Here is a 25,197-nt window from a genome sequence, read left to right as displayed (position 1 = left end):
GGTAGATGTTATCGAGAGTGGGTTCGTATGGGCAGACGCGGATCAACGACCTGGATCTGTCCAAATTGGCCGGCGCCCGCCCTTTATTTGATGGCCGGATTACCCGGCCATTCTGGGATGGTGCGACTGCCACGAATTGAACATTGTAATACCGCGATACGCCCGGCGCGTGGGGAAATGACCGCAAAAGGCCGTCTTATGGGCTCGATATCGCATCAATACGGCCTCGATATGGCCCAATAGCCGAATTTTGGCAACGAATGCGCCATGCTCGGAAGCGCCTGAGGCCTCAACGGCCGGCAATGTGTGGGTAATAGGGCCTAACGTGGCGGCTTCCCACGCGAATGGTGCATCGAGTCAGGATGAAGCCGGCCTGCTATGGGCGATTTGACAAACTTTCGCGGCGGGCGCAAGCTGCGGTTCATGACTTCCCGCGCCGTCCGCATTTCGCTGATTATTACCATCATTCCTGGAATGGTGGGTTAGCGCGCGACCGCAGTCAGTCACAGCCACCCGCCCCACGAGGCGGGTTTTTTGTGGCCGCCTCTGCAAGGCAAGTATCCCAACGCAGAGAACCCCATGCCCGCTTGCACCCCCGCCGACTCCCTTGCTGACACTACGGACTTCCAGCAAGGCAATGCTTCGCCCATCGAATACCTGCGCCAGATCCTGACCGCCCGCGTGTACGACATTGCCCGCGAAACCGAACTGGACCCCGCGCGTGGCCTGTCGGCGCGGCTGAACAACACGGTCCACCTCAAGCGCGAAGACAACCAGCCCGTCTTCTCGTTCAAGGTGCGCGGGGCCTACAACAAGATGCGCAACACGCCGCAAGCGGCGCTGGACCGCGGCGTGATCACTGCGTCGGCCGGCAACCATGCGCAGGGCGTGGCCATTTCGGCTGCCAAGCTGGGCGTGCGCGCCATCATCGTGGTGCCGCAAACGGCCCCGCAGGTGAAGGTGGACGCCGTGCGCGCCCACGGCGGCCCGACCGTCACCGTGGTGCAGGCGGGCGATTCCTACAGCGATGCCTACGCCCACGCGCAAACGCTGGCCCAGCAACAGGACCTGACCTTCATCCCGGCCTTCGATGACCCCTACGTGATCGCGGGCCAAGGCACTATCGGCATGGAAATCCTGCGCCAGCATCCCGGCGCGCTCCATGCGATTTTTGTGCCGATCGGCGGGGGCAGCCTGGCGGCGGGCGTATCGGCCTATGTGAAGACGGTGAACCCGGCAGTGAAGGTCATCGGCGTGCAGACCGAGGATTCCTGCGCGATGGCGCAATCGCTGCAGGCGGGAGAGCGCGTCAATCTGCCGGAAGTGGGGCTGTTTTCGGACGGCACGGCGGTCAAGCTGGTGGGCGAAGAGACCTTCCGCCTGTGCCGCGAGTATCTGGACGAAGTGATCTTGGTGGACACCGATGCCGTGTGCGCGGCAATTAAGGACATGTTCCTGGATACGCGCAGCGTGCTGGAGCCCGCGGGCGCCCTGGCGGTGGCGGGCTTGAAGAAGTATGTGGAACGCGAGGGCGCGCAGGGGCTGTCGCTGGTAGCCATCACCTCCGGCGCCAACATGAATTTTGACCGCATGCGCTTCGTGGCCGACCGGGCCGAGGTCGGCGAAGCGCGTGAAGCCGTGTTTGCCGTGACGGTGCCCGAGGAGCGCGGCAGCTTTCGCCGCTTCTGCCGCGTCCTCGGGCAGCGCAGCGTGACCGAATTCAATTACCGCATTGCGGACGTGCGCACCGCGCACATCTTCGTCAGCATGCAGATCGCGCGCCGGGGGGACTCGGCCGACATCGCCGCGGCGCTGGAAGAACAGGGGTTTTCGGTCAACGACCTGACGAACAACGAAGTGTCCAAGCAGCACATCCGCTACATGGTGGGCGGGCGTTCGCCCCTGGCGGCCGGTGAACGGCTGTTCCGCTTCGAGTTCCCCGAACGTCCGGGCGCGCTGATGAAGTTCCTGTCGGAAATGGCGCCCAACTGGAATATCAGTTTGTTCCACTACCGCAACCAGGGCGCGGACTTCAGTTCGGCACTGGTAGGTATCCAGGCACCGCTGGCCGACAGCGCGGCGCTGGACGCCTTCCTTTTGCAGTTGGGCTACGCCCATTTCGAGGAAACCGGCAACGAGGCCTACCGCCAGTTCCTGATCTGAACGCGCGGCCGGACGGTGGGGCCCGCCGTCAGCCCGGTTTGCAATTGGCTTTGGCGGGCAGGGACACGCCGGGCTGCAAGCGCAGCGTGGCACGGCCCTGCGCCTGCGTCAGCAGCAGGGTGCGGGCGCGCCAGGCCGGCAGGTCGTCGAAGGCGACGTCGGGACGGGTGGAAGACGAGGCCAGCGTGTCGGGCTGGTTGAATTCCAGCGCTGGCAGGCGCAGGCACGTGTCCTTGAAATCCAGCCGTGCCAGTTCGCGGCCGTCGCTCATGCGCACGGCGCGGAACGCGATCGGCGCATCCACGAATTTGGTGATTTCGGGCACGTACTGCTGGTAGCCGTAGGCGTCCTTCACGTGCGTGGCGGGCTGCACCACGACCACGTCGCGCCCGGGCGGGATGGCCAGATAAGCCACGTCGCCGTCCACGTCCAGCAGCTTGCCGGCGCCCAGGTTCAGCGCCTTGAGCGGCGCATGGCGGATCATCACCGTTTCGTTCCAGGCGGTTTCGACCCGCGTCCAACCCGGCAGCCGGGCCGCTTCAAAGCGGGTGCCGTTGGGGCGGTCCCGGTCGCGCTTGTCCGCCAGCGCCAGGCGCTTCACGCGCAGCGCGCCGTCGACGACCTGCAAATGGGTCAGCACGGGGTCGATGCTGGAACTGTTGAAGTAGGCCAGCACGGCGTCGGTCTCCAACGCCTTGGCGGGGCCCGCGCAGAAGAAGGCGTTGGCGGCGGGGTCTTTGCCGTCCGGATATAGCAGCCGCCCGACGTCTCGGCCGCAAAGCTTGTTGCCCTGGAACGAGATGGTTGTGCTGCGGGTGTTTTGCCGCTGGCCGGTATTCCAGTCGCTGCGCCCGCTGGCCGTAACTTCCACCACCAGGCCATGGTTGTCGTAAATCACGGACGCGCCCGCAGGGGCGGCAAGCATGCTGAGACAAAACGCCATGGCGCGGCCTCTCGACATCGGTCGACTCCCAGGGAAGGCTAAGCGGTGACTATATACCGCCTTCGGATATCGCTCTTACGCTCCGGCAAGTCCATCCACGTGGACTTGAGCCTGCCCCTGCGGGCAATGCTCCACGCGAGCCTGCACGCGATAGACGCGGCGCAGCGTCGCCGGCGTGACGACCTCGGCGGGCAGGCCCTCGGCTTCGATTGCGCCGCTGTGCAGCATCAGCGCATGGTCGGTATGGCGCAACGCGATGTTCAGGTCGTGCAGCACCACCAGCGTGATCAGCCGGTGCTGGCGCGTCTGCCGGCGCAGCACGTCCATGACGTGGAACTGGTAGTTCAGGTCGAGCGCGGACAAGGGCTCGTCCAGCAGCAGCAGGCGCGGGCGGCGCACCAGTGCCTGGGCCAGCGAGGCCAGTTGCTTCTGGCCGCCCGACAGTTCATCCAGGTAACGGCTGGCCAGCGCCGCGATGCCCAGGTCCGCGATGACGGCCATGGCGTCGCGCATCAGGTCGTGGCCGGCCGCGCCGTGGCGGCCTGACCGGGCAGCCACCAGCACGGATTCGAAGACTGTCATGTGCACGCCTTTGGGTAGCGCCTGGGGCATGTACATGGCGCGTTCGGCGCGGCGCGAAGGCGTCGCTTGCGCCAGGTCTTCGCCGTCCAGCAACAATTCGCCGCGCATGACGGGATTCAAGCCCGCCAGCGTTTTCAGCAGCGTGGACTTGCCGCTGCCGTTGGGGCCGAGCAGGGCGGTGACGGCGCCTTCCGCCAGCGGGCCGGCGGAAAGCCCCTGCAGCACCGGCCTGCCGCCATAGCCGGCGGCCAACCCGCGGATGTGCAGCGGGGTCATCGTCAGGGTTGCAGCACCAGCGTGCCGCGCATGTGCTGGGCGTGCGCCGGGAACGAGCAATAGTAGGTGTAGGACTGGCCGGCGCGCAGACGGTTGACGGGGAACGTGACCGTTGCGGTTTCGCCGCCACCCAGCATCGGTGTCTTGGCCAGGATGCGGGCGTCGCCGGGCGCCAGGAATTCGTGTTCCGCCCCGGCCTTGATGCCGTCGACCATCACGGCATCGATGTCTTCGGTCTTGGTCAGCACCCAGTTGTGGCCAGCCTTTTCCTTGCTGTTCTTGCCCGTGTGGATCAGGCGCACGGTGAAGTCCTGGCAGGTGGCCGGCACCACGATATGGTCGGGGCCGAATTGCTTGCCGGGGCGGCCTTCGACGTCGATGGTGCACGCATCGGGGGCGGCATGGGCGGCGCCGGCCATCAGCAGGGCAGCCAGGGTGAAGCACACGCGGGATTGCATCGGGGAGGTCTCCTTAGGGGATGCGGGGCGTCAGGCGCGCTTGAGCGCGCGCACGACGATGGTGAGAAAGAACGGGATGCCGACCAGCGACGTCACGATGCCGACCGGAATCAGCGCGCCGGGCAGGACGGTCTTGGACGCGACCGAGGCCAGCGACAGGATCAGGGCGCCAGCCAGCGCGCTGCCCGGCAGGTAATAGCGATGGTCTTCGCCCAGCAGCAGCCGGGCGATGTGGGGGGCGACCAGTCCCACGAAACCGATGGTGCCCACGAACGACACCGCCAGCGCCGCCAGCGCGCTGACGCGCAGCAGGCTGACCAGGCGCAGGCGGCGGACGTCGATGCCGAAACTGGCGGCGCGCTCTTCGCCCAGGCGCACGGCAGTCAGTTTCCAGGCGTCGCGCATCGAAAACGGCACGGTCACGGCGATCGCGGCGGCCATGACGGCCACGGTGGTCCAGTTGGCGCGCGCCAGGCTGCCCATGGTCCAGAAGACGATGCCCTGCAGGGCTTCTTCACTGGCCACGAATTGCAGCAGCATCACCAGCGCCTGGAAGGAATACACGAGCGCGATGCCGAACAGCACCACGCCCAGCGTCGACCCGCCGCGCCAGCGCGCCACGCGTTCCAGTATCAGCACCGACACCAGCGTGCAGGCAAAGGCCGAGATCGACACCACCATGCCGGGCGGCAAGGCGGGCACGTGCCAGTCGAGCGTGATGGCCAGTGACGCGCCGAAGGCGGCAGCGGCCGAGACGCCCAGCGTGTAGGGGCTGGCCAGAGGATTGTCCAGCATGGTCTGCATCTCGGCGCCGCCCAGCCCCAGCGCCACGCCGACCAGCAGCGCCATCAGGGCATAGGGCAGCCGGAACTGCCACACGATGACGCGCGTGCCGGCGCCGGCCGCATCGGGATGCAACAGCGTTTGCAGCAAGTCGGCGGGCGAAAGGGCGGCGGGGCCGCTGGCGACGTCGGCCAGCAGGCTGGCGGCAATGGCCAGCACCAGCACGGCCGTCAGCAGCAGGCGCTTGCGGACGGTGCGCCGGTAGGCGGCGATGGGGTCTTCCGGGGGCGAGGCAATGGCGGGCATGGCCGCCGTGGTGGTGCTGGGCATGATGCGCTTATCGGGCAGAGGCGGCGCTCGGCGCCGTCCAATAGGTGCCCGCGTTGTCCACGTCCAGGAACTGGCGGTACAGCGCGTCCAGCGTGGCTTGCGGGTCCAGCGCGGCGGCGCGCGCCGGGTACAGCCACGTCGTCATGGCTTCGATGGCGACCACGTTGTAGGGCGAGTTGTAGAACGCGTGCCAGATGCCGTAGGCGCGGTGCTGCTTCACGGCGTCCAGGTCGCGGATGCCGTCGCGGTCGAGCAGGGTGGACAGGCTGGCCGCCGATACCGCGGCGGCGGCGCCGGGGCCGACCAGCAGCCCGGGGCGGCCCGGTTCGGAACGGCTGCCGGTGGCGATATAGACATCGGGCTTGGCGTCCAGCAGGAATTCCAGGCTGACGTCGCCAATGGCGCCCGGGAGCACGGGGGCGGCCACGTTCACGCCGCCGGCGGTTTCCAGCAGGTCACCGAAACTGCCGTTGCCGGTGGTGTGGCAGCAGGCCGGCCACACGCCTGCCAGCATTTCCACGAACACGCGCGGACGCTGCGCCTGCGGCACCGGGCCGACGATCTTGCGCACGCGGGCCAGATGGTCTTCATAGAAGGCGATGTAGGCGTCGGCCTCTGCCTGGCGGTCCAGCGCCTGGCCCAGGATGCGCATGCTGGGCACGGTGTTCTCGACCGGGTGCTGGCGGAAGTCGATGAAGACGATGGGAATGCCTGCCGCCTGCAGCGCCGCGATCATCGGGTTGTTGCGGCCGGGGCCGTGGCCGCTCAGGCTGAACACCGCCACATCGGGTTGCAGCGACACGATCTTCTCGGGGCTGACGCTGGCTTCCGACGTTTTGCCGATCAGCGGCACGTCGGCCGCCTTGGGATAGCGCTTGACCAACTGAGTCCACGAATAGGGGTCTTGCTGTTTCAGCTCGCCTTGCCATCCGACCACGCGGGCGACGGGATCCTGGCGGTCCAGCAGGGCCATTGCGAAGACGAAGCGGCCTTCGCCCAACAGCACGCGCTTGGGGTGGTCAGGCACCGTGACGACGCGGCCGGCCAGATCGGTGACCTGGCGGGCGTGGGCGCCGGGCAAGGCGCAAAACAGGGCGGTGGCGGCCATGGCCGCGCGGAAGAGCTTGATCGCACGCATCGAAAACATCCCGGGTTGCGCCGTTGCCCGCAGGCTTGCAGGTAACGCGAACCATTCTTATCGACACGCAGTGTCCGCCATGCCATGTCAAGAAAGCGTTAAGACGTGCGCGGTGTGGCGTGCGCGCCGCAAGCGGGGACGGAACGCGGCGGCCCACGCCTGGCGGGCACATACAATATGAGACTGATTTCCATTCCCTGCGGGCCTGCATGCGCGTTCTAGTCATCGAAGACGATCCTGACATCCTGGCGAACATCACGCATCACCTGACGCGGCGCGGCTACATTGTCGATTGCGCCGAGGATGGGCAGCGCGGCTATGCGATGGCGGCCTCGGGCGGCTTCGACCTGATCGTGCTGGACCTGATGCTGCCGCGGCTGGACGGCTACGAGCTCTGCCGCCGCCTGCGGACGGAGGCGGCGTGCGACACCCCGGTGATCATGGTGACTGCGCGCGACACGCTGGACAACCGGCTGACGGGTTTTGACGCGGGCGCCGATGACTACCTGGTGAAGCCCTTTGCGCTGGCGGAGCTGGCCGCGCGGGTCAAGGCGCTGCTGCATCGCGCCAGCGGCGCGGGCGCTGCGCGCGTGTTGCGCGTGGGTGACCTGACGCTGGACACGGGGACGCTGGAACTGGCGCGCGCGGGGCAGCCCCTGCGCCTGCCGCCGTCTCCACTGCAACTGCTGACCCTGCTGATGCGCGCCAGCCCGTCGGTTGTCCACCGAGCGCGGCTGGAAGAGGCCTTGTGGCGCGATTCGCCGCCCGACAGCGACAGCCTGCGCACCCATATCCACCAGATCCGCCACGTGGTCGACAAGCCGTATGGCACGCCGCTCTTGCACACCGTGCACGGCATCGGCTATCAGCTACGGGCGCCCGACGATGCCTAGGCGGACGGGGCCGGCGGCCCGGCGCGGGCTGGCGCGCCATCTGGTGCTGACTTACGTGGTGCTGGCCCTGCTGGTCGCGGGGCTGCTGTCCTGGCTGTCGGTCTGGAGCGTGGGCAAGCTGGAAGCCCACTTGCAGCGCATCGACATGGGAATGGCGGTGGAGCGGGTACGGGGCGATTTTCTGGCGGGCATCGACCCGGGCCGGCCCAACCGCTTCTTCCATGGAGACCCGGGCAGCGAGGCCTTTCCCTCCTGGCTGCGGCGGCTGAACCCCGGCTTCCACAAGATCGAACGCGAGGGCCGCGTCTGGCACGTGATGGTGGACGACCAGGACGGCCAGCGCTACATGCTGCTGCGCGACTACACCGACTACGAACAGAGCCAGGTGGCGTCGCACTGGACCGCCGTCAGCGGGCTGGCGGGCAGCCTGGCGCTGGCGTTCATCCTGGGTATCCTGGCTACGCGACGGCTCTTGCGGCCCTTGTCGCGGCTGGCGGCTCAGGTCAACGCGCGTGGCGCTCAGCCGCCGCAGACGCGGCTGGCCGAAGACTATCCGCCGGACGAGATCGGCCAACTGGCCGCCGCCTTCGACGCGACCTACAACCAGCTGGAGCAGGCGCTGCGACGCGAACAGCTGTTCACCGCGGACGTCGGCCACGAATTGAGGACGCCGCTGATGGTGATCTCCAGTTCTTGCGAGCTGCTGCGCGAGGAACAGGCGTTGGATGCCAGCGGCCAGGCGCGCCTGGCCCGCATCGAAGCGGCGGCGGCCGACATGGGCGAAAGACTGGACACTTACCTGATGCTGGCGCGAGGCGGCGATGCGGCGGAACGTTACGCGCGCGAAAGCGCCCGCACCGCGGCGCAGGGACAACTGGCGGCCTGGGGCGCCGTGGCGCAACGCCGCGACATGCGGTTGACCTTGACGCTTGCGCAGCCCGAGGCCCCGGCGTTGGAATTCCCGGCGCCCCTATTGCGCGCGGTGCTGTCCAACCTGATCCGCAATTCGCTGCAATACGCGGGTCCGCAAGCCAGCGTCGTGATCACCGCCGGACCCGACTTCATGCAGGTGGCGGACGACGGGCCGGGCATCGCCGCCGAGCGCCACGAGGCTGTCTTCAGCCCCTTCGTGCGCGGCGAACAACCGGATGCCGGCAACCTGGGGCTGGGCCTGTCGCTGGTGCAGCGCATCTGCGCGCACCAGGGTTGGCGCGTGTCGCTGCAATCGGCGCCGGGGCGCGGCACCGTGTTCCGCGTGGATCTTGCCGCGCAGCCCGATGCTTAGAAGGACAGGTCCGCCGTGAAGGTGACGGTGCGGCCCGCGCCCGGCACTCCATACAACTGGAAGCCGTCCAGGGACGCGCCCACGCGGCTGTAGTAGAACTTGTTGAACAGGTTGTCCACGTTCATGCCCAGCGTCACGTTCTTGTTCAGGCGGTAGCGCGCCGCCGCGGCGTGCAGCCAGTACGACGGCGCCTTCTCGTTGTCGCGCACCCAGACCGGATGCGTGCCGGACGGGCCCGACACCGTCGAACTGTTGTTGTTCTTGCCGCCCACGTACTTGTTGTCGGTGTAGCGGCGCTTGCCCACGTACTGCACGCCATAGCTCAACGACAGCTCCTCGGTGGCCGCATAGGTGGTCCAGAGGTTGAGCGTCAGGTCGGGGACGTTCTTGGCCTCTTCGCCCTGGTTCGCGCCTTTGGTGATGCGGCTTTTCATCGCGCTGACGCCGGCGAACGCCGACCAGCGCGGCGTGAGGTTGCCCGACAGGCCGAGTTCGACGCCGTCCACGCGCTTGGCGGGCAGGGCACGCACCACGTCCGTGGCATCGTCGCCGTACTCCCAGGAGTCGGTCAGCTCGGTGCGAAAGACCGCCCCGGTCAGTGCCAGGTCGCTGCCGGCCAGATCCCACTTGGTGCCCAGCTCCCAGGTCTTGGAGACGGCGGGCTTGTAGGTGTCCGAGCCGGTGGCGCCGTAGATATTGTTGTTGGTGCTGGCGCCCAGCGCCGAGGGCTGGGCGGCCTGGCTGTAGGAGACATAGACGCTGCCGATGTCCACGGGCTTGTAGGTCAGCCCGAGACGGCCGCTCCAGGCGCCGTCGGTGACGCGTTGCGTGGTGGCGCCCGTCTTCTGCGTGACGCGGTAGCGGTCGTACCGCAGCGCGCCTTGCAGCATCCATTGCGGGTTGAAGGTCAGCGTGTCGCCGACGTACAGGCCGGTGTTGAAGATCTCGGCCTTGTTGCCGGCATCGCCCTTCACCGTATCGACGCCGCCCATGTCGACCCCGCCGGTATTGCGCAGGTCGATCACGGGATTGCTGGCCGGCGCGCGGATGGTGCGTTCGTGATCGCCGTAGGTTTCCTTATAGAACTCCACGCCCGTCACCACCGCATGCTTGATGCCGCCGGTGTTGAAATCCAGGTTCAGGTTGGTCTGGTTGGCCAGGATGGTGTAGCGCTTAGACGTCCCGAAATCGTTGCCGCGCAGCTGCGCGTACGGCGACGGATCCGAGACGGGTTCGTACCCGCTGTATGACGGGATGCCGTCCGCGCTGTTGACGAGCGGGCCCGCGCCCACATAGCCGTAAGACGTGCGCGACGTGGAGTTGAAACGGGCGGGCGCCAGCACGCCGATGCGGTCGGTCTGCTGCCAGCGGCTGATGTTGGACAGGCGGGCCGCGTTCGTGAAGTCGTGCTCGACCTTCAGCGTAGCCTGGTCGGTGCGCGTCTGCTCCGTGTAGAGCCCGGGGTCGCCGTACCAGGCGTTGCGCGACACGTTGGGCATGCGCTTGCCGCCGGTGCCGCGCTGGATCGGCACGCCGCCGTCGGGGATGTTGTCGTCTTCCTGATGCAGGTAGTTCAGCGTGATTCGGGTGGGCGTGCCCAAGCCCATCGCCAGCGATGCCGCCATGCCAGACCGGTCGAACTCGGTTACGTCGCGCTCGGCCACGCCGTTGTGATGGCGCATCAGGTTGATGCGCAGCGCGGAACTGTCCGTCAGTTCCTGGTTCAGGTCGGCGGTGATGCGGCGGTAGTGGTCGGTGCCCAGTCCGCCGGACAGCTTGTAGAAGGAACCCAGGCGCGCTTCCTTGCTGGCCAGGTTGACACTGCCGCCCACTGCCGACACGCCGGACTCGATGGAGCCGGTGCCCTTGAACACTTCGGCCTGTTCCAGGTTGAAGATGTCGGTGCGGCTGGACAGGCCGGCGTCGCGGATGCCGTCCACGGTAATGCTCTGTTCGGCCGAGAACCCGCGGATGGTGAACATGTCGCCCCAGCCCAGGTTGCCCTCGCCGGAACTGAAGGTGATTCCCGGCACGTTGCGCAAGACGTCCTGCAGGCTCTTGGCCTGTTGTTCCTCCAGTACGGCGCGTGGCACGACCGTGATGCTCTGTGGCGTATCCAGCAAAGGTTCGGCGAACTTGCCGGACTGCACGCGGTCGGCCTTGTAGGGCGGGGCGTCGGCCTGCACGGTGACCGGGGCCAGGACCGGCGCATTGTCGGCGGGTCGCGCCTGGGCGTGGGCCTGGCTGGTCGCCACGGCGCCTAGCGCCATGCCCAGGGTCTTCAGGGCATACCGGCCCTGCGGGTTCGTTTTCTGTTGCGCCATGATGGGATCTTGAGTGCCTCAATGAGAATCGTTCCGGATTCTAGAGAGGCCGATCTCAAGATCTTGTTAAGGCGCGGGCGAACCTGTTTTGCGGCGGGATGGCGGCACCGGTGCGCACGGGGCACCGGTGCCGGCGGGGGCGTCAGTACGCCTTGCCCGAGATCTGCTGCGCGTATCCCAGGTCCAGCCACTTCGGATCTTGCGGGATGCGGTCCAGGTTGCCCAGGTCGATCTGCGTTTGCAGCGCGTCTTTCAGCGCCTGCTCGGGCACGGCAACGGAGTCGGCGAACACGCCGTCATCGATCAGGCGCTGCACCGAGGCGCGCACCACGGCCGGGTCCAGGTTGGGGAACAGCTTGAGTCCGCTCGCGACAGCCGCCGCCGGATCCTTGCGGATCTGCTTCAGGGCGCGGTCGATGCCGGACACGAACTTCTGCGATACCTGCGGCGAAATGTCCTGCCGCGTGGAAATCGCCGAGAACGTGTACGGGCCGATCTCGCGCGAGAACGCGGACACGACCTTGAACCCCTGGGCTTGCGCCTGGGAGGCGCCCGGTTCGTAGAGCACGGCGCAGTCGGCCTTGCCCGAGCTCAACGGGCCGATCTCGTTGCCCAGCGGCACTTCCAGCAGGTCCAGGTCGCGCTTGGGGTCCAAGCCGGCGTTCTTGACCAGCTTCAGGAACGCCGACGAACTGGTGGTGGGCATGGCGCCGGTGGCGACGGTGGCGCCTTTCAGGCTCTTGAATCCGTCGAACGTGAAGCTCTGCTTGCAGGTCAGCCAGACGCCCAGGCGGTTCAGGGTGCCGCCTACCACTTTGACGGGTGCGCCGCGGCCGAACGAAATGGCCGTCCATTCGGGGCCGTGGAGGGAAAAGTCGGCGCTGCGGGATATGACGGCCGCCAACGCGTTGGTCGACGACGAGGCCACGTCGATGCGCACGTCCAGCCCTTCGTCCTTGAAGTAGCCGTGTTCTTCCGCGAAATAGACCGGCAGGTAGAACACGGATTTGAATGCGGCCGACACGACGGCGCGGTCGTTGGCGGCAAAGGCGGTGACGGACAGCAGCGAGGCAGCGGCGGCCGTGGCCAACCGTAGGGAGAGCGTGGTTTTCATGATCGAGGAGAGCGGCGCGCAGGCGCGGTCAAAGTTTGAATTGGGTGGCGTAGGTCTGGTCTTTCCAGCGCAGCAGGCGCTTTTCGGCGATGTCCACCCCGGCATACAGCACAAAGCCCAGCAGCATCAGCGAAAAGATGCCGACCCAGACCGTGTTCAGGTCATACAGGGACGAGGCGACGAAAATCACATGCCCCAGCCCGTATTTGGAAGAGATGAATTCGCCGACGACCGTCCCCACCAGCGCAAAGCCGATGTTGATGCGGAACGTGCTGATGATGGCGGGCAGGGCCGAGGGCACGACGACCTTGCGGAAGATCTGCCGGCGGGTGGCGCCCAACGACACCATCATTTTCTGGATGTCGGGGTCTGTGTCCTTGGCGGCCTGGAACGCGGCCAGCAGCGCCACAATGGATGTCAGCGACACCGACAGGGCCACTTTCGAGATGACGCCGGTGCCGAACCACAGGATGACCAGCGGCGCGAAGGCGATCTTGGGCACGCTGTTGATCGCCACGAGGAAAGGTTCGACCACGCGGGCGGCATAGGGCGAATACCACAGGGCCAGCCCGGGAACGGTGCCCAGAAAGGTCCCGGCCACGAAGCCCACGGCCGACGCCCACAAGGTGTAGTTGGCGTGTTCCCACAATTCGCCGTTCTGGATCATTTTCCAGGCGGCTTGCAGGACGCCGGCGGGCGAGCCGAACAGGAAGCCCGATACCGCGCCGGCGCGCACGCCCGCTTCCCACGCGCCGAACAGCACGGCAAGGATCAACAGCTGGGTCGCCAGTACCGGGACGCGGAACCCCGCCGGGCGCGCGGGGCGCGTGCCGCCGGCGGCAAGGCCCGGGGCGGCGGAAACGGAAGATTGGTTCATGCGTGGGTCCCGTCCTTGCGGCCGGTCTGTATGTCGAGTTCCTGGCACAGCAGGTCGAAGTAGGCGGGAAAGCGGCTGTCGTGGCGCGCCTCCAGCGGCGAGCGCGTGCCCAGCGCGATGTCGTGCACGCTTTTCAGGCGGCCCGGGCGGGCGCTCAGCACGAAGATGCGCTCGGACAGGGCGATGGCTTCGTCGATGTCATGGGTGACCAGCACGACGGTCTTGCCTTTCTGGCTGACGGTGTCGGCCAGCATCGATTCCAGGAACAACCGGGTCTGGTAGTCCAGGGCGGAAAACGGCTCGTCCAGCAGCAGCACGTCCGGATCGGGCAGCAGCGTCCGGGCCAGCGCCACGCGCTGCCGCATGCCGCCCGACAAGGCCTTCGGATAGCTGTCCTGGAAGGGCAGCAGGCCGAAAGTGTTCAGATAGTCTCGCGCCAATTCCACGGATTCCGCGCGCGGCGTGCCGCGCAGTTCCAGGCCGACCAGCACGTTGTCCAGCACGGTGCGCCAGGGCATGAGCAGGTCGCGTTGCAGCATGTAGCCGACGCGTCCGCGCAGGTTCGGCAGCGGCTTGCCGTCCAGTGCGATCGTGCCCGCGTCATGCTCGAGCAGGCCGGTCAGGATGTTGAACAAGGTGGACTTGCCGCAGCCGGACGGTCCGATGATGCTGATGAATTCGCCGCTGGCGGCGTTCAGGCTGATGTCGTCCAGCACCTGGACGGGGCCGGTCTCGGTGACAAAGCGCTTGGAGAGATTGCGGATCTCCAGCTTTAAAGCAGGGGCAGGGCTCATGGCGGTATGGACGTCAGGCCGCGCTAGGCCGCGCCATGATCCAGTTCCAGCGCCACCACGTCTTCGTGGGGCACCTCAAGCGCTTCGTTGAAGCGCTTGAAGAAGCTGCAGAGCGCGATGCGGATGGTCAGTTCCACGATCTGTTCTTCGTTGAAGAACGTTTGCAGCCGGCTGTAGAACGCGTCGCTGACCTGCGACGGGGTCAGCGTGACCAGCACCGCGTAGTCGCGTACGACCAGGTCCTTTTCGTCCAGGCCCGGCACCTCGGGCTCCAGCAGGCGGTCGATGGCCTCCTGCGAGATGCCCTGCGCGGCCAGCTTGGGCGTGTGCAGCGTGACGCAATAGTGGCAGGCGTGCGCCTTGGACGCCGTCAGCAGCGCGATTTCCAGATGGCGCGGCGAAATCAAGCCGTCTTCACGCGACTGCACCAGGTAGGAAAAGAAGTGCTTCAACGCCGGGGGCCGCGGCGCGAAGGCGCCGAGCATGTTGGCGTAGGGGCCGTAGTCCTGCAGCAGTTGATTGAAGAGGGTGGCAGTAGCGGGATCCAGCTTGGCGGGATCCAGGGGGCTCAGGCGGGGCAAGGCGATTCCAGCGGAAGAGAAACGGACAATCCGGGAATCCTAGAAGACCGGCGTTCTTCTGGAAAATACCGATATCACATATGTATATGGGTATACGTGTACATCGGGCGCAGGGGGCGCCCGAAAAAAGCCGCCTTCATCTTGAAGGCGGCGGGCCCGCGTCAGTGCAGGATCTGGCTGAGGAAGAGCTGCGTCCGTTCGTTTTGGGGGCGGTCGAAGAACTCGTCGGGACTGTTCTGTTCGATGATTTCGCCGCGGTCCATGAAGATCACCCGGTTGGCGACTTTGCGCGCGAAACCCATTTCGTGGGTCACGCAGATCATCGTCATGCCGCTTTCCTGGGCCAGCGTCACCATCACGTCCAGCACTTCCTTGACCATTTCCGGGTCCAGCGCAGAGGTCGGTTCGTCGAACAGCATGACCTTGGGGTTCATGCAAAGCGAGCGCGCGATCGCCACGCGCTGCTGCTGGCCGCCGGACAATTGGCCTGGAAATTTCTTGGCCTGGTCCGGAATGCGCACGCGCTCCAGATATTTCATGGCGGTGGCTTCAGCCTGGGCGCGTGGTTGCTTCAGCACCCACATGGGGCCCAACGTCAGGTTTTCCAACACGGTCAGGTGTGGGAACAGGTTGAAATGCTGGAACACCATGCCGACCTCGCGGCGAATGGCCTCGATGTGCTTCAGATCGTTGGTCAGTTCCGTGCCGTCCACGATGATCTGGCCCTGCTGATGCGCTTCCAGGCGGTTGATGCAGCGGATCATCGTGGATTTTCCCGAGCCGGACGGCCCGCACACCACGATGCGTTCGCCTGGCGCCACGTCCAGGTTGATGTTGCGCAGCACGTGGAATTGGCCGTACCACTTGTTCACGCCCTGCAATCGAATAATGGAATCCGACATGCTTGGTCTCCGTAAAGGGTTACCGGGTGGCACGGCGTTAGCGCGCGTGCCCGGTGGCCAGCCGCTTTTCAAGCGCCTGGCTGTATTTGGACATGGAATAGCAGAAGGCGAAGTAGATCAGCGAGATGAAGAGGTAAGCCTCCACCCCGAATCCCCGCCAGGCCGCATCGGACAGGGCCGCCTTGGCCGCCAGCGTCAGGTCGAAGATGCCGATGATCACCACCAGCGACGTGTCCTTGAACAGCGCGATGAAGATGCTGACCAGCGGCGGGATCACGATCTTCAGCGCCTGCGGCAGGATGATCTTGCGCATCTGCTGCCAGTAGTTCAGGCCCAGCGAGTCGGCGCCTTCGTACTGGCCTTTCGGGATGGCCTGCAAGCCGCCGCGCACCGTTTCCGCGATGTAGGCCGCGGCAAACATGATGATGGCGATCTGCGCGCGCAAGAGCTTGTCGATGGTGAAGCCTTCCGGCAGGAACAGCGGCAGCATCACCGACGACATGAACAGCAGGCTGATCAGCGGCACCCCACGGATCAGCTCGATGTACACGACGCACAGCGCCTTGATGGCGGGCATCTTCGACCGCCGGCCCAGCGCCAGCAGCACGCCGATGGGGAAGGCGAAGGCGATGCCGAACGTGGCCAGGATCAGCGTCAGCGGCAGGCCGCCCCAGCGCGAGTTCTCGACGTAGGTCAGGCCGAACACGCCGCCCCACATCAGGAGCGCCACGGCGGAGAGGCCTGCGGTCCAGATGAGGGCCAGCTTGCCGTTCCAGAAGCGGCGCATGCCGCTGCAGGCGATGACCGCCACCAGGATCAGCGTGGCTGCGAGGGGACGCCATTGCTCGTCGAACGGATAGGTGCCGAACAGGATCAGGCGGTGCTTCTCGACGATGAACGCCCAGCAGGCGCCGCCGACCGAGGCCCGGCACTCCATCGCGTTGGTGGCGGTGAAGTTGGCTTTCAGGAAAGCCCACTCCACCAGCGCCGGCAACGCCATCAGCAGAAACCACGCCAGCAGCACGGTGATCAGCAGGTTCAGCGGCGACGAGAACAGGCGGGACCGTACCCAGGCCCACGCGCCCACCTGGGTGCTGGGCGGGGGCAGGGCTTCGGTGAAAGCATGCGTAGTGCTGCTCATCTCAACGCTCCACCAGCGCGATGCGCGTGTTGTACCAGTTCATGAATATCGAGATCGACAGGCTGACCGTGAGGTACGCGCCCATGATGATGAGGATGCCCTCGATGGCCTGCCCGGTCTGGTTGAGCGTGGTGTTCACCACCGACACGATGTCGGGATAGCCGATGGCGACCGCCAGTGAGCTGTTCTTCAACAGGTTCAGGTATTGGCTGGTCATCGGGGGGATGGTCACGCGCAGGGCTTGCGGCAACACCACCAGGCGCAGGACCTTCGCGCGCGGCAGGCCAAGCGAGCCGGCGGCTTCCCACTGGCCGTTGTTCACGGCCTGGATGCCCGAACGCACCACTTCCGCGATGAACGCCGAGGTGTAGACGGTCAAGCCCAGGAACAGCGCCACGAACTCCGGGGTCAGCGTGAGGCCGCCCGTGAAGTTGAAACCCTTCAATGCCGGCATGTCCAAGGTCAGGGATGCGCCGCTGGCCAGCCAGCCCAGCGCGGGCAGCAGGACGAGCAATCCAAGCGCCGCGCGGCCCAGCGGGAACACGCGCCCGGTGGCTTCCTGGCGCTTGGCGCCCCAGTGGCCCAGGAACAGGACCGCCATGATGGCCAGCGCCAATCCCCCCAGCACCCAGTCCAGCGAAGCGCCTTCCAGCCCGGGCACCTTCAGGCCGCGGTTGGAGATGAATACGCCCGGCAGCGGGTTGTGCGCCTGGCGCGGCCCGGGCATGTTCTCGGTGATCAGCGCGTACCAGAAGAACAACTGCAGCAAGAGCGGCACGTTGCGCATCACCTCGATATACACCGACGTGATCTTCGCCACCAGCCAGTTCTTGGACAGCCGGCCGACGCCGATCAGGACGCCGAGCAGCGTGGCGGCCACCAGCGCAAGCAGGCCCACCCGCAGCGTGTTCAGCACGCCCACGAAGATGGCGCGGCCATAGGTGTCCGCCGGCCCGTAGGCGATCACGGATTCGCCGATGGCAAAGCCCGCTTCGCGGTTCAGGAAGCCGAAGCCGGTGGCGATGTTGCGCATCGACAGGTTGTGGAGCGTGTTGTGCACCAGGAACCAGATGCCGGTCCCGACGAGCGTCAGGGCCAGCACCTGGTAGACCAGCGCGCGCGTGGCCGGGTCGTTCCAGGAGACCCGGTGCGGCGGCCGCCGCACCGGGGGTTGGTCTCTGTGCTTGGCCACGGTTCAGTCCGCTATCAGGGCTTTGACGGCGGCGGCCAGGCGGTCCATGCCTTGTTCGATCACGTCGGTGGACGTTGCGAACGAAAACCGCACGTAGGGCGACAAGCCGTACGAACCGCCGTCGATCACGGCCACGCCCGCTTCGCGCAGGAAGAACAGGCTGACGTCCAGATCGGTCTTCAATTCGCCGGCGGGGCCCGTGCGTCCAATCAGGCCCTGCACGTTGGCGTACACGTAGAAGGCGCCGTCGGGCATCGCGCAAGAGATGCCGGGGATGTCGTTCAGGCGGCGCACGATCAGGTCGCGGCGGGCCTTGAAAATGTCGACCATCTGCGTGACGCTGGATTGGTCGCCTTCCAGGGCGGCCTGCGCGGCGACTTGAGAGATCGCGCTGGGGCAAGACGTGCTTTGCGACATGACCGTGCTCATCGCCTTGATCAGGTCGGCCGGGCCGGCGCCGTAGCCGATGCGCCAGCCGGTCATCGCGTAGGACTTGGACATACCGTTGACAATCAGCGTGCGCGGGATCAACTGGGGTTCGACCTGCACGGGCGAGGCATGCGACTGCCCGCTGTAGCAGAAGGGCGCGTAGATCTCGTCGCTCAAGATCCAGACTTGCGGGTGACGCAGCAGCACGTCGGTCAGGGAGCGCAGTTCAGCGGCGCTGTACACGGCGCCGCTGGGGTTGCTGGGCGAATTCAGGATCAGCCAGCGGGTGCGGGGCGTGATGGCCGCTTCCAGCGTGGCGGCGTCCAGCTTGAAGCCCTGCGACTCGGGGCCGGTCACGACCACGGGCTTGGCGTCGTTCAGCAGCACCATGTCGGGGTACGACACCCAGTACGGCGCGCACACGATGACTTCGTCGCCCGGTTCCAGGCTGGCCGTCAGCGCGGCCCCGATGATCTGCTTGGCGCCGGCGCCCACAGTGATCTGGTCCATGCCGTAGGAAACGCCCAGGCCCAATTCCAGGCTGTTGGCGATGGCGCGGCGCAGGCCCACCGTGCCGTTGGGGCTGGTATAGCGGATGTCGCCGCCGGCAATGGCTTGCTGTCCAGCGCGCGCGATGTGGGCGGGCGTGGGCATGTCGGGTTCGCCTAGCGTGAAGTCGGCGATTTCACGGCCCTGGCGACGCAGTTCGTCGACGACGATCTTGGCGGCCATGCTGGGCGAAGGTTTGATCTGTTTCAGGCGGGCGTTGACGATGCTGTTCATGGTTACGACGTAATAAGGCAAAGGCCGGTCGGCGCGCGGCCAGGCCAGGGGGTAAAGAGAAAAAGCGGCTTCGCCGGTCCGGCCAGGCCGCGCACGAGAGGGGCTTAGCGCACCGGCCAGCCGTACATCAGGCCGCCCTGGGTCCATTGCTTGTTCAGGCCGCGTTCCAGTTTCAGCGGGCTGTCCTTGCCCATGGCGCGGTCATAGCTTTCGCCGTAGTTGCCAACTTGCTTGATGATGTTGTAGGCCCACTTGTCGTCCAGGCCCAGGTTCTTGCCCATGCCCGGGGTCACGCCCAGGATGCGCTGCACGTTCGGGTTGGTGCTCTTCTGCATCTCGTCCACGTTCTTGGACGTGATGCCATATTCCTCGGCTTCCAGCATGGCGTTCAACGACCAGCGCACCACGTTGAACCATTGCTCGTCGCCTTGGCGGACCATCGGGCCCAAGGGCTCCTTGGACAGGTTCTCGTCGAGGATTTCCCAGTCGTCCGGCTTGGCCAGGCGCGTGCGCATGTTGGCGGCGGTGTTCGACTTGTCGTTGGTGTAGGCGTCGCAGCGGCCCGATTCCAGCAGGCGGAAGTTCTCGTCGTAGTTCTCGACGAGGACCGGCTTGAAGGTCAGGCCGCGGCTGCGGAAGTAGTCGGCCAGGTTCAATTCGGTGGTGGTGCCGGGCTGCACGCAGATGGTGGCGCCGTCCAGTTCCTTCACGCTTTTCACGTTCATCGACTTCTTGACGATCAGGCCTTGCGCGTCATAGAAGTTCACGCCCACGCCGATCAGGCCCAGCGTGGTGTCGCGGGTCAGCGTCTGGGTGGTGTTGCGCGACAGCATGTCGATTTCACCCGATTGCAGCGCGGTGAACTTGGCTTGCGCCGTCAGCACGTTGCCCTTGACCTTGGAGGCGTCGCCGAACAGGGCGGCGGCCACGGCGCGGCACATGTCCACGTCCAGGCCGGTCCACTCGCCCTTGCTGTCCAGCACCGAAAAGCCGGGAATGCCGGCAAAGCCGCACTGCAAAAAGCCCTTCTTCTTGACGGCATCGAACGTCACGCCGGCTTGGGCGCCCGAGGCGACGCACAGCAGGGTCGCCGCAACGGCGGTGGTCAGAAACTTACGCATGGAGATTGCTCCTGGGAGGTCGGAAAGCGCTTGGGATAAGCGGGGGAGTCAGGACCATTCACGCGTGCGCCGGCACACCCCGGACAAGGGCCGGAGCAAGCGGTGCCGCGTAAGCGGGCGGGTACGGAAAGGGGAGGGTTGCGGCAGGACCGCAGACGACCGGACAGCCGGTCAGGTGATATGCCGATGAATGCGCGTGGCGTAGCGGTGGAACGTCGTGCGGAGGGAAAGGATCGGGCTCATCGGCGGCACTTGTACAACGTGGGTCATACGGTAGCGGGGCGTCTTGCCCGCTCATCTGGCGGCAAGGCACGGCGCTAAGTCATAAGACGTATGATGGCAGCCGTCATACAAGTAGGCAAGTAAGGGGAATCCCGTAATTTCCTTATGCCTGAGGCCTTGGCCGCCAGGCGTTGAAGTACACCGGATGTCCCATGCCGGCGGCAGGGGAGCCGCCAGCGCGCCGTGTCCTTATTGGGCGGGCGCCTGCGACAGCAGCTTGCGGTAGCGCGCAATGCTGTCGCCCAGGTGGCGCGCCATCGCGGCGCGCGCGGCGCCGGGGTCGCGGCGCATGATGGCGGTCAGGATGGCCTCGTGTTCGCGCACGTTGCGCGTCTCGTAGGTTTCAAGCTCTTCGGGCGTCTTGCCGCCGTGCTTGATGTTCAGGTCCAGCATCACGTCGCGCACCGCGGCCTTCAGCAGCGCCGGGAAGTGCGGGTTGTTCGATGCCTTGGCGATCGACAAATGGAACTCGTAATCCGCCTTGACCGCGGCCTCCATGTCGCGCGTGGCGCGGTTGAAGGCGTCGAACGCTTCCACGATGCCGCTCAGGTCGGTCGCGGTGCGGCGCTCTGCCGCAAGCCCACAGGCCTCGACCTCGAGGCCGGCGCGCAGTTCCATGATGTGCAGCGCCCAGCGCGGATCCGCAGCGGGCTCGATGACGAAGTCGATGGGTTTTTCACGGTCTTCCGTGACGAACACGCCGATGCCCGGTTTGCTGACCAGGCGGCCGCTCAGGCGCATCGACGCGACCGCTTCCCGGATGACGGTGCGGCTGACGTCGAATTCGTCGCACAGCTGGTGTTCCGAGGGAAGCTTGTCGCCAGCGCGGTACAGGCGCGCATCCAGGCGCTTGTTCAGTTCCTCGATCACCACGTCGGTCAGGCGCGAACGCGGGCGGGGCCGGGCAGGAGTTTGCATCGTCTCTCTTATGGGTAAGGCGGAAAGCAGGCCGTAGTCCAGCGGCCGGAGCCGCAAGTGTACGCTGTGCCGCCTCCGGGTGTCCGGCCCGGAAGCGGCGGTCTGGCCTCTGGCCGCAGACCGCAAGAAGGATAGCCGTATGACAACATACAGCGTGGAATCCGCCAACTCCTGTTTGCTTGCAAGCGCGCGGCAAATGAAAAACGCCCTCCGTCGGGAGGGCGTCCGGTCTTGCGTGGGCGGCGTCTTACTGGGGGCCGAGCTTCTTGATCAGGGCGTTGAGCATGTCCAGTTCTTCGCCGCTCAGGTCGGTCAGTGGGGCGCGCACCGGGCCTGCGTCATGGCCGACGAGCTTGGCGCCGGCCTTGACGATGCTGACGGCGTAACCGGCCTTGCGGTTGCGGATTTCCAGGTAGGGCAGGAAGAAATCGTCCAGCAGGCGGTTGGTGGTGTCGGTGTCGCCGGCGGCGATGGCGCGGTAGAAGTCCATGGCCGTCTTGGGCACGAAGTTGAAGACGGCGGACGAATAGACCGGCACGCCGAGCGCGCGGTAGGCGGCGGCATAGACTTCAGCGGTGGGCAGGCCGCCCAGGTACGAGAAGCGGTCGCCCAGCTTGCGGCGGATGCGGACCATGGCTTCGATGTCGCCGATGCCGTCCTTGAAGCCGACCAGGTTGGGGCAGCGTTCGGCCAGTTGGGCCAGGCTGTCTGCCGACAGGCGGGACTGGGCGCGGTTGTAGACGATGACGCCGATCTTGACGGATTTGCAGACCTGTTCGACGTAAGCGGAGATGCCGTCCTGCGAGGCTTCGGTCAGGTAATGGGGCAGCAGCAGGATGCCCTTGGCGCCTTGGCGCTCGGCTTCCTGGGCGTAGGCGATGGCGGTGCGGGTGGGGCCGCCAGCGCCGGCCAGGATGGGCACCTTGCCGGCGCAGGTCTGCACGGCGGTGCGCACGACGTCCGAGTACTCCTGGGGAGCCAGGGAGAAGAACTCGCCGGTGCCGCCAGCGGCGAAGAGGGCGGTGGCGCCGTACGGGGCCAGCCATTCGAGGCGGGCGGCGTAGGTCTTGGCGTTGAAATCGCCGTTCTGGTCAAAGTCCGTCACGGGGAAGGACAGCAGCCCTTCAGATACGATTTCCTTGAGTTCCTGGGGAGTCGTCATGCCTGTCATCCATTAAAAGGGAATGGGTAAAGCGGGAAAAGCGAAGAAAGCAGGGCTGGAACAGCGCAGCCGTAGCAGTCGATCAGTAGATGTATGTCATCGTACAACATACGACTGAAGCGGGCAATAGGTCTCGAAACCATGGCATTTCCGCATACCACCGTGTGGCTCGTGCGCTGACAAATTCGGAATTCCCCTAGATTGAACCGCCTGCGGGATGAAAGTACTCTCTTTCACCGAAAGTCATACGACAACGTACAAGATATAAAATCATTCCCACTTTCAGGAGACAAACTTGAAGGCATTCCCCCTGCTGCGTCGCACGTTCGCCGTCCTGGCGCTGACCACCTTGGGCGCCGCCGGCGCCCATGCCGCCGACGATTGGCCCAAGGCCAAACCCATCACGCTGGTGGTGCCGTTTGCCCCCGGCGGCACCTCGGACATCCTGGGCCGCCTGATCGCGCAGGAACTGGGCGCCAGCCTGAGCCAGACCGTGCTGGTGGAAAACAAGGGCGGCGCGGGAGGCGTGCTGGGCGCCGACGCCGTGGCCCGCGCCAAGCCGGACGGCTACACCTTGCTGTTGGGCACGATCGCCACGCACGCGATCAACCCGTCGCTGTTGCCGGGTATCAACTACAACGCGGCCAAGGACTTCGCGCCGGTCATCCTGTTGGGCAGTATTTCGAACGTGCTGCTGGTGGGCGCGAACCAGCCATACAAGACGGTGCAGGACGTAGTGGCCGCGGGCAAGGCCAACCCGGACACGATCGCCTTCGGATCCGCCGGGCAGGGAACGTCGCAGCACCTGTCGGGCGAAGTCTTCAAGCAATTGACGGGCGCGCACCTGACTCACGTGCCGTACCGCGGCAGCGCGCCCGCCATCCAGGACCTGATCGGCGGCCAGATCCCCAGCTCGTTCGAAACGGCGCTGGTGGCGCTGCCTTACGTGCAAAGCGGCAAGATGCGCGCGTTGGCGGTCACGTCGGCCAAGCGCACCGAGGTGATGCCGGATGTGCCGACCATGCAGGAGGCCGGCGTCGCCGGCTTTGACGTCAGCAGCTGGCAAGCCATCTATGCGCCGGCCAACACGCCGCCAGCCGTGGTCGACCGCCTGAACAAGGCGATCGCCGCCATCATCGCCAAGCCGGACGTCAGCGGCAAGATGAAGGGCCTGGGCCTGGCCTATGCGCCGAACACGCCCGCGGAGTTCACGGCGTTCCAGACCGGCGAGCAAGCCAAATGGGCGAAGATCATCGCGGACGGGAAATTGCGGGTGCAGTAAAGACGCGGCACGCGGCGCCGGGCCGCGCCGCCGCCGAATCCCGGGCCTCAGGTGTTGCCAGGCGTGAGAGGCGCAAGCGGCTGCACGGCCAGCCGCAAGCCCATCGCTTTGAGAATGGCCGCAAGGCTGCGCAGAGACGAATCGATTTCGAATCCAAGGGTATAGATAGCGCGATAGACTGACTGCTCAATGAGGCCTGGCGAGCGCGCGCATTCGGCGATGCCTGCGTTAGCCAGGCAATACCGTAAGCCATCAAGCCCGCCGCAAAGGGCAGGCCAATGGGAGACACAGCATGGAACGGTTCACAGGCAGTTGTCTTTGCGGCGGCGTGAAGATCGTGGCGTTGGGGCAGCCCTACCGGGTGGGCCTGTGCCACTGCATGGATTGCCGCAAGATCCACGGGGCGCTATTTCACGCTTCCGCGATATTCCCTCGGGATGCCGTGACGATCGACGGTGACACACGCGACTATGCCGGCCGGCATTTCTGCCCCCGTTGCGGTTCGACTGTGTTCGGGCGCACCGATGACGAGGTCGAACTGAACCTGGGATCGTTGGACGCGCCAGACCAACTGACGCCCACCTACGAAAGCTGGATCATACGCAGGGAGTCCTGGCTGCCGCCGTTTCCGCTCAGTCGCCGGTACGAGCGCGACCGCGAGTCGGCGGGGCGCCACGAGGGATAGGACGCGCGGCCGGGCGCAGGCCTGATCGGCTTCGGTCTCGTTTCCGGCTTTGGTTCGGGTATTGCCGTGGGCGTCAGCCACGCCGGCTTTGCAGCGCCTTTTCCGCCCTGAGAAGGTCGTCGGGATGATCGATGTCCTGGACGCATCCCGCGTCGTCGGACGGCAGCGGATGCATGGTGCCCCGTTGGACGGCTTGGCGAACGAGCGGCATTGCACCGGACTCCCCGCGCAGGCCCAGCAACGCGTCTTGCCAGGCGGGTCCGAAGCCCACCGGGTGGCCGGGTTGGGTTGTGCCGTCCGGCATGGCCACTAGCGGCCGCACTACCGCCCAGGGGTCGCCTAGCGCCCCGTCGCGCAACGACTGGGCGATATTGATCAGGCTGGCGGGGTCTATCAGCGGCAGGTCGCCGGGCAGGATCAGCCAGCCGGGCGCATCCGGCTGGCGGGCCACGCCGCGCGCGATGGAGTCGCCCATGCCGTAGGCGTCGGGTTCGTGCTCGGGCCGTTCCACCAGCACCCACGGCAGGCCGCAGGCATGCACGGCGGCCAGCGTCCAGTCCAGCACCGGGCGGCCCAGCAAGCGGGCGTGCAGCTTGCTGCCTGCGCCGCCGGCCTCACGGAAACGGCGGCCGGCGCCAGCGGCCAGGACGACTACGACGGGAGAGGAGGGAAGGTCAGCCATGGTTCAAGGAATCGTGTGGCGCGCGGGATTGCCGGCATCATTGCGTCATGCGACTTTACCTAGATTTGGCGGCCGGC

23 protein-coding genes are annotated in these 25,197 nt (G+C 66.1%); 5 read left to right on the top strand and 18 right to left on the bottom strand.

Annotated features, from left to right (window positions below; genetic code table 11):
• Window positions 1-579 precede the first annotated feature (579 nt).
• Window positions 580-2,163, top strand: coding sequence for a threonine ammonia-lyase, biosynthetic (ilvA, locus tag ACO6D5_RS01090; RefSeq protein ID WP_485824391.1), 1,584 nt, complete (start codon window positions 580-582; stop codon window positions 2,161-2,163).
• Window positions 2,164-2,191: 28 nt separating this feature from the next.
• Here the strand turns inward: ilvA and ACO6D5_RS01085 are convergent, their stop codons facing one another.
• From ACO6D5_RS01085 to ACO6D5_RS01065, 5 genes are all read right to left on the bottom strand, one after another.
• Window positions 2,192-3,088, bottom strand: a complete 897-nt coding sequence (locus tag ACO6D5_RS01085) for a hypothetical protein (protein ID WP_485824390.1) — start codon at window positions 3,086-3,088, stop codon at window positions 2,192-2,194.
• A gap of 93 nt (window positions 3,089-3,181) precedes the next feature.
• Entirely contained in the window at window positions 3,182-3,964 is a 783-nt protein-coding gene (locus ACO6D5_RS01080) for an ABC transporter ATP-binding protein (RefSeq protein WP_485824389.1), read from the bottom strand.
• Between the two features lie 2 nt (window positions 3,965-3,966).
• The gene (azu, locus tag ACO6D5_RS01075) at window positions 3,967-4,422 is read right to left on the bottom strand and encodes an azurin (RefSeq protein WP_485824388.1); all 456 of its coding nucleotides are present in this window, start codon (window positions 4,420-4,422) and stop codon (window positions 3,967-3,969) included.
• A 30-nt stretch (window positions 4,423-4,452) separates the two neighbouring features.
• The gene (locus tag ACO6D5_RS01070) at window positions 4,453-5,535 is read right to left on the bottom strand and encodes a FecCD family ABC transporter permease (RefSeq protein ID WP_485824387.1); all 1,083 of its coding nucleotides are present in this window, start codon (window positions 5,533-5,535) and stop codon (window positions 4,453-4,455) included.
• A gap of 7 nt (window positions 5,536-5,542) precedes the next feature.
• The gene (locus ACO6D5_RS01065; RefSeq protein WP_485824440.1) at window positions 5,543-6,673 is read right to left on the bottom strand and encodes an ABC transporter substrate-binding protein; all 1,131 of its coding nucleotides are present in this window, start codon (window positions 6,671-6,673) and stop codon (window positions 5,543-5,545) included.
• Window positions 6,674-6,882: 209 nt separating this feature from the next.
• On the opposite strand from ACO6D5_RS01065, the gene ACO6D5_RS01060 reads away from it, so the two are divergent.
• Both ACO6D5_RS01060 and ACO6D5_RS01055 read left to right on the top strand, forming a co-directional pair.
• Window positions 6,883-7,566 (top strand): response regulator, encoded by a 684-nt coding sequence (locus ACO6D5_RS01060; RefSeq protein ID WP_315845558.1) that lies wholly within the window; start codon window positions 6,883-6,885, stop codon window positions 7,564-7,566.
• Window positions 7,559-8,851 carry a sensor histidine kinase gene (locus ACO6D5_RS01055; RefSeq protein WP_485824386.1) on the top strand — a complete coding sequence of 431 codons (1,293 nt, stop codon included), beginning with the start codon at window positions 7,559-7,561 and terminating at the stop codon, window positions 8,849-8,851. Before ACO6D5_RS01060 ends, ACO6D5_RS01055 begins: the two co-directional genes overlap by 8 nt.
• On the opposite strand, the gene ACO6D5_RS01050 is transcribed toward ACO6D5_RS01055, so the two are convergent.
• From ACO6D5_RS01050 to kdgD, 12 genes are all read right to left on the bottom strand, one after another.
• Window positions 8,848-11,175, bottom strand: a complete 2,328-nt coding sequence (locus ACO6D5_RS01050; protein ID WP_315845560.1) for a TonB-dependent siderophore receptor — start codon at window positions 11,173-11,175, stop codon at window positions 8,848-8,850. The two genes, ACO6D5_RS01055 and ACO6D5_RS01050, sit on opposite strands and share 4 nt — an antisense overlap.
• Before the next feature lie 142 nt (window positions 11,176-11,317).
• Window positions 11,318-12,289: an ABC transporter substrate-binding protein gene (locus tag ACO6D5_RS01045; protein ID WP_485824385.1), complete on the bottom strand. Its 972-nt coding sequence runs from the start codon at window positions 12,287-12,289 to the stop codon at window positions 11,318-11,320.
• Window positions 12,290-12,317: 28 nt separating this feature from the next.
• Window positions 12,318-13,166, bottom strand: a complete 849-nt coding sequence (locus tag ACO6D5_RS01040) for an ABC transporter permease (protein WP_485824384.1) — start codon at window positions 13,164-13,166, stop codon at window positions 12,318-12,320.
• A complete protein-coding gene (locus ACO6D5_RS01035; protein ID WP_280027686.1) occupies window positions 13,163-13,960 on the bottom strand; it encodes an ABC transporter ATP-binding protein in 798 nt (265 codons plus the stop codon). Before ACO6D5_RS01035 ends, ACO6D5_RS01040 begins: the two co-directional genes overlap by 4 nt.
• Window positions 13,961-13,983: 23 nt before the next feature.
• A complete protein-coding gene (locus ACO6D5_RS01030) occupies window positions 13,984-14,541 on the bottom strand; it encodes a carboxymuconolactone decarboxylase family protein (protein WP_315845563.1) in 558 nt (185 codons plus the stop codon).
• Between the two features lie 161 nt (window positions 14,542-14,702).
• Window positions 14,703-15,443, bottom strand: coding sequence for an amino acid ABC transporter ATP-binding protein (locus tag ACO6D5_RS01025; RefSeq protein ID WP_485824383.1), 741 nt, complete (start codon window positions 15,441-15,443; stop codon window positions 14,703-14,705).
• Between the two features lie 37 nt (window positions 15,444-15,480).
• Complete coding sequence (locus ACO6D5_RS01020; RefSeq protein ID WP_485824382.1) at window positions 15,481-16,584, bottom strand: amino acid ABC transporter permease; 1,104 nt, start codon at window positions 16,582-16,584, stop codon at window positions 15,481-15,483.
• 1 nt (window position 16,585) lies between these two features.
• The gene (locus ACO6D5_RS01015) at window positions 16,586-17,749 is read right to left on the bottom strand and encodes an amino acid ABC transporter permease (protein WP_485824439.1); all 1,164 of its coding nucleotides are present in this window, start codon (window positions 17,747-17,749) and stop codon (window positions 16,586-16,588) included.
• Window positions 17,750-17,779: 30 nt separating this feature from the next.
• Entirely contained in the window at window positions 17,780-18,988 is a 1,209-nt protein-coding gene (locus ACO6D5_RS01010; protein ID WP_485824381.1) for an aminotransferase class I/II-fold pyridoxal phosphate-dependent enzyme, read from the bottom strand.
• Between the two features lie 104 nt (window positions 18,989-19,092).
• Entirely contained in the window at window positions 19,093-20,109 is a 1,017-nt protein-coding gene (locus tag ACO6D5_RS01005; protein ID WP_315845567.1) for an amino acid ABC transporter substrate-binding protein, read from the bottom strand.
• Between the two features lie 471 nt (window positions 20,110-20,580).
• Window positions 20,581-21,309, bottom strand: a complete 729-nt coding sequence (locus ACO6D5_RS01000; RefSeq protein ID WP_315845568.1) for an FCD domain-containing protein — start codon at window positions 21,307-21,309, stop codon at window positions 20,581-20,583.
• 247 nt (window positions 21,310-21,556) lie between these two features.
• Window positions 21,557-22,471: a 5-dehydro-4-deoxyglucarate dehydratase gene (gene kdgD, locus ACO6D5_RS00995; RefSeq protein WP_485824372.1), complete on the bottom strand. Its 915-nt coding sequence runs from the start codon at window positions 22,469-22,471 to the stop codon at window positions 21,557-21,559.
• A gap of 295 nt (window positions 22,472-22,766) precedes the next feature.
• Here kdgD and ACO6D5_RS00990 point away from each other — a divergent pair, with 295 nt between their 5' ends.
• Both ACO6D5_RS00990 and ACO6D5_RS00985 read left to right on the top strand, forming a co-directional pair.
• Complete coding sequence (locus ACO6D5_RS00990) at window positions 22,767-23,753, top strand: Bug family tripartite tricarboxylate transporter substrate binding protein (RefSeq protein ID WP_485824380.1); 987 nt, start codon at window positions 22,767-22,769, stop codon at window positions 23,751-23,753.
• Window positions 23,754-24,045: 292 nt separating this feature from the next.
• Window positions 24,046-24,438 (top strand): GFA family protein, encoded by a 393-nt coding sequence (locus ACO6D5_RS00985; RefSeq protein ID WP_485824379.1) that lies wholly within the window; start codon window positions 24,046-24,048, stop codon window positions 24,436-24,438.
• Window positions 24,439-24,511: 73 nt separating this feature from the next.
• Here the strand turns inward: ACO6D5_RS00985 and ACO6D5_RS00980 are convergent, their stop codons facing one another.
• Window positions 24,512-25,120, bottom strand: coding sequence for a nucleotidyltransferase family protein (locus tag ACO6D5_RS00980; protein WP_485824378.1), 609 nt, complete (start codon window positions 25,118-25,120; stop codon window positions 24,512-24,514).
• Window positions 25,121-25,197 lie beyond the last annotated feature (77 nt).

The sequence above is a fragment of the Achromobacter sp. genome, assembly GCF_057314935.1.
The sequence above is the reverse complement of the archived record's forward strand: the minus strand, read 5'-3'. Positions and strand labels throughout refer to the sequence as shown.